Genomic DNA, 12,443 nt, shown 5'->3' with positions numbered 1-12,443 from the left:
TGCCCGCGACCTGGAGTTCGAGGCCGCCGCGCAATTGCGCGACGAGATCAGCCCGCTCCCACGCAGCCGTTCCTCCATGCAGCCCTTCTCCCACGCAGCACTTCCTCCACGTAGCCCGTCTTCCAGGCCAACGCTGCCTGGGTTTCTCGCAGGCATAAAAAAGGGCCGTCGAAACGGCCCGAAGATCCCTGCTTGGCTAAGAGCAATGCAACGAGGAATAGCTTAACGATTCGGTTGTGGCGTCAGACGCAGATAGGGCTTCACGGCACGGTAGCCTTTGGGGAAGCGCTGCTTGATCTCGTCTTCGTCCTTGAGCGACGGCACGATCACCACTTCGTCGCCGTCCTGCCAGTTACCTGGGGTGGCGACCTTGTAGTTGTCGGTCAGCTGCAACGAGTCGATCACCCGCAGGATCTCATTGAAGTTGCGCCCGGTGCTGGCTGGATAGGTAATGGTCAGGCGCACTTTCTTGTTCGGATCGATCACGAACAGCGAGCGCACCGTCAGGGTGTCGTTGGCGTTGGGGTGGATCAGGTCGTACAGGTCGGAAACCTTGCGATCGGCGTCGGCGATGATCGGGAAGTTGACCACGGTGTTCTGCGTTTCGTTGATGTCATCGATCCACTTATGGTGCGAGTCGACCGGGTCGACCGACAGGGCGATGGCCTTGACCCCACGCTGGGCGAAGTCATCCTTGAGCTTGGCGGTCAGGCCCAGCTCGGTGGTGCACACCGGGGTGAAATCGGCAGGGTGCGAGAACAGCACGCCCCAGCTATTGCCCAACCACTCGTGGAAGCGAATCTTGCCAGCGCTGGAATCCTGTTCGAAATCGGGGGCGATGTCGCCGAGTTTGAGGCTCATGGTGCGGCTCCTGTGTCTGCGTTATGGGTTCAATGTGCCTGTCTTCGCTTCAAAACAAAAAGAATAAATATCGATTTATTTATAACTAAAATGCATGCTAAATCTTAGGCACAAAAAAGCCTCGCACTAGGCGAGGCTCTTTTTGTGCAACTGCGACTTACATGAAGTTGTAAGTGTAGTTGACGATCAGACGGGTCTGATCCTGATCGGCGATGCTCTCGCCGCTGCCGCGGTAGACGCCATGACGCAGGCTGGCACCCAGACCTTTGAAGGTGCCTTCCTGGATTACGTAGTCGATACGGGCGTCGCGTTCCCACTCGTTGTAGGTGCCGTTACCCGAACGGTTACGGATATCGTCACCACGCAGGTAGGCAACCGAGGCTTTCAGGCCAGGAACACCTACACGAGCGAAGTCATAAGAATACTGACCGAAAGTGGTGTTGGTACCAGCACGAGCGAATTGGTTGATCATGCTATCGGTGAACAGGTAGAAGCTAGCGCCGCCAGCACCTTCCGAGTCGCCGTTGCTATCGGTAACCGAACCTTGGTTCAGCCAGACGAAGCCACCGTCGTCGCTGACTTGCTGGTGACCGAGCATGAGCGCGTGGCCGCCCAAGGTGTAAGTGAACATCGCCGACCAGGTCTTGTTGTCAACCTCGCCAGTATTCTTGGCATAACCACCGTTGTTGTTGAAGTTATAGCCACCGCCGTCGCCATTCTTGCCATCGCTGCTGCTATCGAAGTAACGCAGGTCGGTCTTGAACGACTGGTCATCGGCGATCTTGAAGACGTGGGTCGCACCCAGGAAGTGCTGCTTGTAGAAGTCTTCCAGGTTCGAGTAGTAGTACTGCAGGGTCAGGTCTGGAGTGAGCTTGTAGTCCAGGCCGCCGTAGCGGAACTTGTTGCTGTCAGCGCTGGCGCCGTTGACCGACAGGCCAGTACGGTTGCTCGAAGCACGACCCATGGCGTGGGTCAGCTGACCGGCGTTGATGGTCAGGTTGTCGATTTCCTTGGAGGTGATGGTGCCACCCTCGAAGGTTTGCGGCAGCAGACGGCCATCGTTGGCAACCAGGATCGGCAGGTTTGGCGCCAGAGCGCTACCGAAGTGGGCTTCAGTTTTAGAGAAGCGAGCCTTGGCGTTGGCACCGAAGCGCGCCCACTGGGCTGCAGACTTGTCGCCATCATTCGGGAAGAAGCCGCTACCGTGGTAGCCCCCACCGCCATCCAGGTGGATACCCCACAGTGCCTGGGCATCGACACCAAAACCAACGGTGCCTTCGGTGAAACCGGAGATGTAGTCGAGCTTGAAGCCCTGGCCAGATTCACGCTGATCTGGACGAGGCTTGTCGCCGTGAGCTTCACGGTTGTTGTTATCGAAGTACATGGTGCGCGAGCTCAGGGACAGCTTGCTGTCCTCAACGAAACCAGCAGCGCCTGCTTGTTGGGCGAGAACCCCCAGTGCCACGGCCAGAGCCAGGCTGGACTTGTACATGTTTTGCTCCTCTACGTTCTAATTTTTGTGTATCTCAGGCGGCGGGATCTGCTGCCCCGCTCTGCCGTGGATGGGCGATTTAGTCCCAAAGTGTGACCGTGAAGTCAATCATTTCTAATCGTTTCACGACTTTGGTCTAAGACGCCCCCTGCGCTACAGGATAATGACAATCCTATAAATCCAAAATGACTGTTTTATGAATCGGTAAGACTTTTGCGGAATATCCTAGGAACCTTTACTACCAAAAGTTGTATCGGCGACCCCGTATAGAGCTTTAGGTTATTTGCAAACGTTTGCTCATAACCTTATTCCACTTCGATCTGAGGGTCGCGAAAGGCTAGCAGGCGATCCTGATTTTTCCAGGCAAGCAGGTTGTCAGTGCGGGCCTCATCGCGGGGCAAGCCCGCTCCCACGCAGAGCCCACAATCGTGAGGACGACCCAGATTGCGTGGGAGCGGGCCTGTCCCGCGATGAGGCCCGCAGGCTTAAAGCATTTGGCTCCTAAGCTAATGCTAAAAAGTTATTTATTTCCGATTTCTTAGATCATCTAGTCTTCTCGCCATAATCATCCCGATTGCCTGACGAGGAGTTCAACCATGATCCCGCATACTCCGCTGCGCCTGTTCGCCGCCCTGACCCTCGCCAGCACCAGCTGGTTCGCCCAGGCAGCCGACCTGACCGTCGCTTACCAGACCACCGTCGACCCCGCCAAGGTGGCCCAGGTCGATGGCGACTATGAAAAAGCCAGCAAGGCCAGCATCGACTGGCGCAAGTTCGACAACGGCGCCGACGTGATCACCGCCGTCGCCTCGGGCGATGTGCAAATCGGCTACCTCGGTTCCAGCCCACTGGCTGCTGCCGCCACCCGCAAGCTGCCGGTGGAAACCTTTCTGATCGCCACCCAGATCGGCGCCGGTGAAGCGCTGGTCGCCCGCGACAGCATCAAGACCCCGCAAGACCTGATCGGCAAGAAAGTCGCGGTGCCGTTCGTCTCCACCGGCCACTACAGCCTGCTCGCCGCACTGAAGGCGTGGAACATCGACCCCTCCAAAGTGCAGATCCTCAACCTCGCGCCACCGGCGATCATCGCGGCCTGGAAGCGCGGCGACATCGACGCCACCTACGTGTGGGACCCAGCCCTGGGCGTGGCCAAGGAAAACGGCAAGGTACTGATCACCTCCGGTGAACTGGCGCACAAAGGCGCACCGACTTTCGACGCCTGGATCGTGCGCAAGGACTTCGCCGACAAGCACCCAGAAGTGGTCAAGGCCTTCGCCAAAGTGACCCTCGACGCCTACGCCGACTACCGCAAAGACCCCAAAGCCTGGCTGGCCAACCCTGACAACGTGGCCAAGCTGGCCAAGCTCTCGGGCGCCAAGTCCACGGACATCCCGCTCCTGCTGGAAGGCAACGTCTATCCGCTGGCCGCCGACCAGGCCGATGCCCTCGGTGCTCCGACCACCCAGGCGCTGACAGACACCGCCACCTTCCTCAAGCAACAAGGCAAGGTCGATGCGGTACTGCCGGACTACTCGCCTTACGTCAGCGCCAAATACCTCCCCAACTGATCCGGAGCCTGTCATGGCCTTGCTTGAACTGGAGCGCATCAGCGCACAGTACCCCGGCGCCGCCACCCCGGTGCTGGCCGACATCAACCTGAGCCTGGGTCCACGCCAGCTGCTGGTGGCCCTGGGGCCATCGGGCAGCGGCAAGACCTCGCTGCTCAACCTGATCGCCGGCTTCGTCGCCCCCAGCGGCGGGCGCATCACCCTTGACGGCGTACCGGTGCAAGGCCCCGGCGCCGAACGTGGGGTGGTGTTCCAGGACGACGCCCTGCTGCCTTGGCAGGATGTGCTCGGCAACGTTGCCTTTGGCCTGGAACTGGCCGGCGTAGCGCGCGCCGAGCGCGAGGCGAAAGCCCGCGAAATGCTCGCGCTGGTCGACCTGGCAGACTTTGCCGAACGGCGTATCTGGCAGCTTTCCGGTGGCCAGAAACAGCGCGTGGGCCTGGCCCGGGCACTGGCGGCCAACCCCCGCGTGCTGCTGATGGACGAGCCGTTTGGCGCACTCGACGCCTTTACCCGCGAACAGATGCAAGAGCTGTTGTTGCAGGTCTGGCAGCGCACTGCCAAGCCGGTGTTCCTGATCACCCACGATATTGAAGAAGCGGTTTTCCTCGCCAGCGAACTGGTGTTGCTGGCGCCCAATCCCGGTCGCGTGGTCGAGCGCCTGCAACTGGACTTCGGCCAGCGCTACGCCGCCGGTGAATCGGCGCGGGCGATCAAGTCCGATCCACGTTTCATCGAAACCCGCGAGCACGTGCTGGCGCGGGTGTTCTCGCAACGCGAATCCACCCGCCGGGAGGCGTCCCTATGAGCAGCCTTGAATTGCCCGTCGCCGGCAAACCCACCCGCCAGAGCAAGCCCGTGATCAAGCTGCGCCGACCACTGCCGACCCGCTGGATCAGTGCCCTGACCCTGACCGCCCTGCTCGCACTGTGGTGGCTGGTGACCGCCGCGGGCTGGGTCGAGCCGTTGTTCCTGCCGTCACCTGCCGACATCCTGGCCAAGGCCTGGGTGCTGCTGACCCAAGGCTACATGGACGCCAGCCTGTGGCAGCACCTGGGCGCGAGCCTAGGGCGGATCGGCCTGGCACTGGCGGCGGCGAGCCTGACCGCGATCCCGGTGGGCATCGCCATCGGCTACAACCGCATCGCCCGCGGCATTCTCGATCCGCTGATCGAGTTCTACCGGCCGATCCCCCCCCTGGCCTACCTGCCGCTGATCGTGATCTGGTGCGGCATTGGCGAGTTGTCCAAGGTGCTGCTGATCTACCTGGCGATCTTCGCCCCAATCGCCATCGCCACCGCCACCGGCGTGCGCACCGTCGACCCGGCCAAACTGCGCGCCGCGCAGTCGTTGGGCGCGAGCAAAGCGCAGCTGATCCGCCATGTGATCCTGCCCAGCGCCCTGCCCGACATCCTCACCGGTATCCGTATTGGCCTGGGCGTCGGCTGGTCGACCTTGGTCGCCGCCGAGCTGATCGCCGCCACCAGTGGCTTGGGCTTCATGGTGCAGTCGGCGTCGCAGTTCCTCGTCACCGACGTGGTGGTGCTGGGCATATTGTTGATTGCCCTGATCGCCTTCGCCCTGGAGATGGGCCTGCGCGCCCTGCAACGCAAGCTGGTGCCCTGGCACGGGCAAAGCCACTGATGCCGACTGACCACGCCGGCATCCCGGCGCACGCTTACCAGAAGAGACCGACATGAGCCTGACCATCACCCCTCTCAGCCCGGCGCTCGGCGCCCAGATCAGCGGCGTGGACATCAGCCGCGAGATTACCCAAGAGCAGCGCGACGCTATCGAACAAGCGCTGCTCAAGCATCAGGTGCTGTTCTTCCGCGACCAGCCACTGAACCCGGCCCAGCAGGCCAACTTTGCGGCGCGCTTTGGTGATCTGCATATTCATCCGATCTACCCCAACGTGCCGGATACCCCGCAGGTGCTGATTCTCGACACGGCAGTCACCGACGTGCGTGACAACGCCGTGTGGCACACCGACGTGACCTTCCTGCCGACCCCGGCGCTGGGCGCGGTGCTCAGTGCCAAGCAGTTGCCGGCCTATGGTGGCGACACGCTGTGGGCCAGTGGCGTTGCTGCATTTGAAGCGCTGTCGGCGCCGCTGCGCACAATGCTTGAAGGGCTGACGGCGACCCATGACTTCACCAAGTCGTTCCCGCTGGAGCGCTTCGGCACCACGGCCCAAGACCTCGAACGTTGGGAAGCGACCCGGCGCAATAATCCGCCGCTGTCGCACCCGGTGGTGCGCACCCATCCGGTGAGTGGGCGCAAGGCGTTGTTCGTCAATGAGGGGTTCACTACGCGGATCAACGAGCTGAGCGAGCTAGAGAGCGAGGCGCTGCTCAAGCTACTGTTCGCCCATGCGACGCGGCCGGAGTTCAGTATTCGCTGGCGCTGGCAGGAGAACGACGTGGCGTTCTGGGATAACCGCGTGACCCAGCATTACGCGGTGGATGACTATCGGCCGCAGCGGCGGGTGATGCATCGGGCGACCATCCTTGGGGATGCGCCTTATTGAGCTGTATTGCCTGTTTGGGGCCGCCTTGCGGCCCTTCGCGGGCAAGCCCGCTCCCACAAGTACAGCGCCGGGAGCGGGCTTGTCGGGGCGCCGAACCAGCGCGGCGGGCTGCAAAGCAGACCCAATCTGTTACCTGACCAAATGCAAGAACTGCATATGCCGCTCGTACTGGTCGAGGATGTCGTTGATGATCTGCTCCTTGCTGTAGCCCACCAGGTCATAGTTCTGGCTACCTTCGGCCAGATGCACTTCGGCCCGGTAATAACGTCGGTTCTTCAAATCCTGGGTACCCAACCCACCCAGCGCGAAGGACGGGGTGAAATAGCCACGCATCTGCACCTGGTAGATAAATGGCTGTTCCTCACCATGGCCAATCTTCAAGCTGACGTTGTCATGGCTCGGGTCATCCTGGGTAATCAGTACCAGGCCCTTCTGCTCGAACACCTCGCGCACCTCGGCAATCGCCGGACGCACGACATCGTCCATGAACCGGTACACCTCATCGCGTGAAGGGAAATGCACCGCCTGGCTCAAGCGTTGCCGCCAGCCACCCCGGCCGCGGCGCGACTGGGCGAACGGCGCCAGCGAGTGCATCTGCGCGATCTGCCGTTGCGACTCCAGATAGAACGCCTTGTGCAGCCCCCACATCATGCACAGCAAGATCAGCGAGAACGGCAGCGAGGTCAGTACCACTGCAGATTTGAGCGAATCGATACTGCCGGCGAACAGCAAGCTGCTGGTGATCAGCGCAGTCATCGCGCCCCAGAAGATCCGCAGCCAGTTCGGGCCATCTTCGTCGGCGTTGCCGTCCTTGGCCGACAGGGTGGAAAGCACCACCGTGCCGGAATCTGCCGAGGTGACGAAGAACACGAAGCTGATGAACACCGTCACGGCGATCACCGTCTTGCTCCAAGGGTAGGTTTCCAGCAGCAAGTACAGGCTCATCGACGGGTTATCCAACGCCGACTGGCCGAGCGCGGTCATGCCGTGGTTGATCACCTGGTCCAGGGCGCTGTTGCCGAAGATCGACATCCACGCCAGGGTGAAGCCCAGCGGAATCAGCAGCACGCCGAAGACGAACTCGCGGATGGTCCGGCCACGCGAGATCCGCGCGATGAACAAGCCCACGAACGGCGCCCAGGCAATCCACCAAGCCCAGTAGAAGACTGTCCAGCCACCCAGCCAGTCGCGGTTCTCGCCGTAGGCATAAACGTCGAAGCTCTTGCGCGGCAAGGCGCCGAGGTAGTCGCCCAGGTTCTGGATCAAGGTATTGAACAAGTGCTGGGTGGGCCCTGCGAACAGCACGAACAACAGCAGCGCACAGGCCAAAAACAGGTTGATGTCGGACATCACCCGCACGCCCTTCTCCACCCCGGCGACCGCCACGGCCACCGCCGCGCCCATCATCAAGGTGATGAGGATGACCTGCACCCACTGGCTATGATCGATGCCGAACAGGTAGTCCAGGCCAGCATTGAGGTGCAGCACGCCAAAGCCCATGTCGGCGCCCAGGCCAAACACCGTGGCGATGATGCCAAAGCCGTCCACTGCGTAGCCGATCGGGCCGTTGATGCGTTTGCCAATCAGCGGGTACAACGCCGAGCGCAGCGCCAGCGGCAGGTTATGGCGATAGGCAAAGTACGCCAGTGCCATGCCGACGAAGGCGAACACGCCCCAGCCATGCAGGCCCCAATGCAGGAACAGCACCTGCATTGCCTGCCGCCCAGCCTCGGCCGTACCGCCTTCGCCTTGCGGCGGTTGGAGCATGTGGGTCAGGGGTTCGGAGACGCAGAAGAAGAACAAGGTGATGCTGATGCCTGCGGCGAACAGCATGCCGGCCCACGACAGGTAACTGAACTCGGGTTCGTCGTGGTCGGCACCGAGCTTGATCTTGCCGTAGCCAGACAAGGCGGTGACCACCACGAAGACCAGGTACAGGGTCATCGCCAGCATGTAGTACCAGCCAACCGTATTGGCCGCCCAGTTCTGTGCCGCGAGCAGCCAATCGCCTGCCGCTTGAGGGTTGGCAATGACCACCAGGCCGAAGATCAGGATGAAACTTGCCGCGAAATAGAACACCGGAGGGTTCATGCGGATATTGCTGGAGGAGGTGGAAGGTGCACTCATTGCGCAGGCACCTCCACGCGGGGCGTGAGGTAGAAATTGAACGGGTTCAGCAAAGGCTATTCCTCCTGTTGAACACCGGCAGCGACCAGCGTTTTACTTTGAACAAGCGTTCAAGTTAAACATGGATCGGTATTCATTGCGACCCGCAACACCCGCCCGCAGGAGCGGGCTTGCCCCGCGATAGCGGCGCTGCATCCACCCTCGCTGTCGCAGATCAAGCCCACTCCCACGCTCTATCTCGGCACTATCGATTACTGCTTGCCCTCACAATCAAGCTGCAGATTCGCCTGGGTGATATTGCTCTGAGCCGGCACGCTGCGGGTCAGCCAGACGTTGCCGCCAATGGTCGAGCCCTTGCCGATGGTGATACGCCCGAGAATAGTCGCCCCGGCATAGATCACCACATCGTCCTCGACAATCGGGTGACGCGGATGGCCCTTGTGCAGCGTTCCCGACTCATCCGCCGGGAAGCGCTTGGCGCCCAAGGTCACTGCCTGATAAATGCGCACCCGCTCGCCGATGATCGCCGTCTCACCGATCACCACACCCGTGCCGTGGTCGATGAAGAAGCTCGGGCCAATCTGCGCCCCAGGGTGAATATCGATACCCGTGGCCGAATGCGCCAGCTCCGAACTGATCCGCGCCAGCAGCGGCAGGCCGGCCTGGTACAAATGATGAGCCAGGCGATGGTGGATGATCGCCAGGATACCGGGGTAGCACAGCAGTACTTCGTCGACGCTGCGCGCTGCCGGGTCGCCGTGGTAGGCAGCCAGCACATCGGTATCGAGCAGCACCCGCAGGGCTGGCAGCGCAGCGGCGAAGTCCTGGATCAAGCGCAGGGCATGGGCATCGACGTCGCTCAGGTCGGTCTTGCCCTGGCGCGTGGCGTACCGCAATTCCAGCCGGGCCTGGGTCAATAGCGAGGTCAGGGCTGCGTCGAGGGTGTGGCCGACGTAGAAGTCCTCGCTCTCTTCGCGCAAGTCCACCGGACCCAAGCGCATGGGGAACAGTGCGCCACACAGCTGCTCGAGGATCTGCCTAACCGCTTCACGCGACGGCAACTCACGGCCGCCCTGCTCGCCGCTGCTGCGGCCGTTGCGGGTTCGCCACTGCTCGCGCGCGCCGCGCAAGCCGCTGACGATGCTGTGCAGTTGCCAATGCCCTGGGGATGGTTGTTCGCTCACGGTGGTCTCCTGGCTGGCCGGGATTGTTCTGGAAAGTACGAGGTAATGTGGACGGGTGGGAGCGAGTTGGCTTCGACGGCATTGGCGAATTCATGATTGCCATCGCGGGCCCAGCCCGCTCCCACATCCCGCCCCCACGTTACGCTGGCGGCGCCTGTGATCACTCTACGGCAAATAACCCTCTTGGAAAAAACAACGCTTTATTCCATCCTGCGCTAAGTCGGGCATAAGCAGCACTGACGGACTACCCTCAGAGCTGCCTGATCACTGACAAAAATTATCAATGGGAATAACAAAATAAGTTTTTATTATTTCCAGGCCTATACAGCCCACCCCTATAGTCGCCACCCACCACTTCCACAACAAGCGCGGGGCTCTGACATGTCGAAATTCGCCAAACCGCTACTCAACGCCAGCCTGGCCATCCTGCTGGGCACCGGTCTGCTCAGCCAGGCCTTCGCCGGTGAGCAGCTCAAGACCATCAAGGACAAAGGCGTGCTCAGCGTCGGCCTCGAAGGCACCTACCCGCCCTTCAGCTTCCAGGACGAAAACGGCAAGCTGGCCGGCTTTGAAGTCGAGCTGTCCGAGCTGCTGGCCAAGGAGCTGGGGGTCAAGGCCAAGATCCAGCCGACCAAGTGGGATGGCATCCTCGCTGCCCTCGAGTCCAAACGTTTGGACGTGGTGATCAACCAGGTGACCATCTCCGAAGAGCGCAAGAAGAAGTACGACTTCTCCGAGCCCTACACCGTGTCCGGCATCCAGGCGCTGATCCTGAAGAAGAAGGCCGCAGACCTGAAAATCGAGAGCGCCCAAGACCTGGCTGGCAAAAAGGTCGGTGTAGGCCTGGGCACCAACTACGAGCAATGGGTCAAGCAAGACGTGCCCAAAGCCGAAGTGCGCACCTACGAAGACGATCCAACCAAGTTCGCCGACCTGCGCAATGGTCGTATCGATGCGATCCTGATCGACCGCCTCGCCGCCCTGGAATACGCCCAGAAAGCCAAGGACACCGAGCTGGCTGGCAAACCCTTCTCGCGCCTGGAATCGGGCGTGGCCCTGCGCAAAGGCGAGCCGGAACTGCTCGACGCGATCAACAAGGCGCTGGACAAACTCAAGGCCGACGGCACCCTGGCCAAGCTGTCCGAGAAGTACTTTGGCGCTGACGTGACTAAATGATTGAAGAAAGCCTGCAACTGGTAGCCGATTCAGCGCCCTTCCTGCTCAAGGGCGCAGGCTACACCGTGCTGCTCAGCGTTGGTGGCATGTTCTTCGGCCTGGTCCTGGGCTTTGCCCTGGCCCTGATGCGTTTGTCGAAGATCTTGCCGCTGAACTGGCTGGCGCGCATCTACGTATCGTTCTTCCGTGGCACACCGCTGTTGGTGCAGCTGTTCGTGATCTACTTCGGCTTGCCACAGATCGGTATCGAGCTCGATCCGATCCCGGCTTCGCTGATTGGCCTGTCGCTGAACATGGCGGCGTATATCTGTGAAATCCTCCGTGCGGCGATCTCCTCGATCGACCGTGGCCAGTGGGAAGCTTGCGCCAGCATCGGCATGACCCGCACCCAGGCGATGCGCCGGGCGATCCTGCCGCAAGCCATGCGCACCGCCCTGCCGCCGCTGGGCAACAGCTTCATTTCGCTGGTCAAGGACACCGCCCTGGCGGCGACCATCCAGGTCCCCGAGCTGTTCCGCCAGGCGCAGTTGATCACCGCGCGCACGTTCGAAGTGTTCACCATGTACCTGGCCGTGGCAGTGGTCTACTGGATACTCTGCACGATCCTTGCGCACTTCCAGAACCGCATGGAAGCGCGGGTCAACCAGCATGACCAGGAGCACTGAAGATGATCGTAGTAGAAGGCCTGACCAAGCGGTTCAAAGGCCAGACCGTACTCAACGGGATCAACCTGACCGTACAGCCCGGCGAAGTCATTGCCATCATCGGCCCGAGTGGCTCGGGCAAGACCACCTTCCTGCGCTGCCTCAACCTGCTGGAAACACCCGATGCCGGACGCATCCAGATCGGCGACATTAGCATCGATGCCAATCGCCCGCTGGGCGGCCAGCAGAGTGCGATCCGCCGGCTGCGCCAACAGGCCGGGTTCGTGTTCCAGAGTTTCAACCTGTTCCCGCACCGCACCGCCTTGGAGAACGTCATCGAAGGGCCATTGGTGGTCAAGAAGACGCCGCGCGACAAGGCTGTCGAGCTAGGGCGGCGCTTGCTGGCCAAGGTCGGCCTGGCGGGCAAGGAAGACGCTTACCCACGGCGCCTGTCGGGTGGCCAGCAGCAACGGGTGGCGATTGCCCGGGCCTTGGCCATGGAGCCGGACGTGATCCTGTTCGACGAGCCGACATCAGCGCTCGACCCGGAGTTGGTCGGCGAGGTGTTGGAAACCATCCGCGGCCTGGCCGAAGAGCAGCGCACGATGATCATCGTCACCCACGAGATGAGCTTTGCCCGGGATGTGGCGAATCGGGTGATCTTCTTCGACAAGGGGGTAATCGTCGAACAAGGGGAAGCCAAGGCGTTGTTTGCCAACCCGAAGGAAGAACGCACGCGACAGTTCTTGCGTAAGTTCTTGGGGACGGCGGCCTCGCAAGACTAACCACCTGTTGATCTGAGCGTGGGAGCGGGCTTGCCCCGCGATAGCGTCGGTGAATTCACTGGCGCTATCGCGGGGC

General features: G+C 61.4%; 11 protein-coding genes. 7 read left to right on the top strand and 4 right to left on the bottom strand.

From position 1 onward, the window contains the following. Window positions 1–222: 222 nt before the first annotated feature. Both OIU19_RS25030 and OIU19_RS25025 read right to left on the bottom strand, forming a co-directional pair. The gene (locus OIU19_RS25030; protein ID WP_186552877.1) at window positions 223–861 is read right to left on the bottom strand and encodes a peroxiredoxin; all 639 of its coding nucleotides are present in this window, start codon (window positions 859–861) and stop codon (window positions 223–225) included. Between the two features lie 157 nt (window positions 862–1,018). Beyond that, complete coding sequence (locus tag OIU19_RS25025) at window positions 1,019–2,353, bottom strand: OprD family porin (protein ID WP_264237264.1); 1,335 nt, start codon at window positions 2,351–2,353, stop codon at window positions 1,019–1,021. 596 nt (window positions 2,354–2,949) lie between these two features. Here OIU19_RS25025 and tauA point away from each other — a divergent pair. Genes tauA through tauD form a run of 4 tightly spaced genes read left to right on the top strand, consistent with a single transcriptional unit; the run spans window position 2,950 to window position 6,451 of the window. Beyond that, window positions 2,950–3,921: a taurine ABC transporter substrate-binding protein gene (gene tauA, locus OIU19_RS25020; protein WP_264237263.1), complete on the top strand. Its 972-nt coding sequence runs from the start codon at window positions 2,950–2,952 to the stop codon at window positions 3,919–3,921. 13 nt (window positions 3,922–3,934) lie between these two features. Continuing rightward, window positions 3,935–4,729, top strand: coding sequence for a taurine ABC transporter ATP-binding subunit (gene tauB / locus OIU19_RS25015; RefSeq protein ID WP_186552881.1), 795 nt, complete (start codon window positions 3,935–3,937; stop codon window positions 4,727–4,729). After that, window positions 4,726–5,565, top strand: a complete 840-nt coding sequence (tauC, locus tag OIU19_RS25010; protein WP_264237262.1) for a taurine ABC transporter permease TauC — start codon at window positions 4,726–4,728, stop codon at window positions 5,563–5,565. The genes tauB and tauC overlap by 4 nt, the downstream gene beginning before the upstream one ends. A 52-nt stretch (window positions 5,566–5,617) precedes the next feature. Further along, entirely contained in the window at window positions 5,618–6,451 is an 834-nt protein-coding gene (tauD, locus tag OIU19_RS25005; protein ID WP_264237261.1) for a taurine dioxygenase, read from the top strand. 129 nt (window positions 6,452–6,580) lie between these two features. On the opposite strand, the gene betT is transcribed toward tauD, so the two are convergent. Together betT and epsC are read right to left on the bottom strand one after the other, a co-directional pair. Continuing rightward, window positions 6,581–8,578, bottom strand: coding sequence for a choline transporter BetT (betT, locus tag OIU19_RS25000; RefSeq protein WP_264237260.1), 1,998 nt, complete (start codon window positions 8,576–8,578; stop codon window positions 6,581–6,583). A gap of 251 nt (window positions 8,579–8,829) precedes the next feature. Further along, window positions 8,830–9,762, bottom strand: coding sequence for a serine O-acetyltransferase EpsC (gene epsC, locus OIU19_RS24995; protein WP_264237259.1), 933 nt, complete (start codon window positions 9,760–9,762; stop codon window positions 8,830–8,832). Between the two features lie 381 nt (window positions 9,763–10,143). On the opposite strand from epsC, the gene tcyJ reads away from it, so the two are divergent. Genes tcyJ through tcyN form a run of 3 tightly spaced genes read left to right on the top strand, consistent with a single transcriptional unit; the run spans window position 10,144 to window position 12,367 of the window. Next, window positions 10,144–10,938, top strand: a complete 795-nt coding sequence (gene tcyJ, locus OIU19_RS24990) for a cystine ABC transporter substrate-binding protein (protein ID WP_264237258.1) — start codon at window positions 10,144–10,146, stop codon at window positions 10,936–10,938. Then, entirely contained in the window at window positions 10,935–11,603 is a 669-nt protein-coding gene (tcyL, locus tag OIU19_RS24985; protein WP_186552892.1) for a cystine ABC transporter permease, read from the top strand. Before tcyJ ends, tcyL begins: the two co-directional genes overlap by 4 nt. Before the next feature lie 2 nt (window positions 11,604–11,605). Further along, complete coding sequence (gene tcyN / locus OIU19_RS24980) at window positions 11,606–12,367, top strand: L-cystine ABC transporter ATP-binding protein TcyN (RefSeq protein ID WP_264237257.1); 762 nt, start codon at window positions 11,606–11,608, stop codon at window positions 12,365–12,367. Window positions 12,368–12,443 lie beyond the last annotated feature (76 nt).

The sequence above is a fragment of the Pseudomonas sp. BT-42-2 genome (genome assembly GCF_025847435.2).
Lineage (GTDB): Bacteria > Pseudomonadota > Gammaproteobacteria > Pseudomonadales > Pseudomonadaceae > Aquipseudomonas > Aquipseudomonas urmiensis.
Note: the sequence above shows the minus strand (reverse complement) of the source record. Positions and strands in the feature narration are given on the sequence as shown.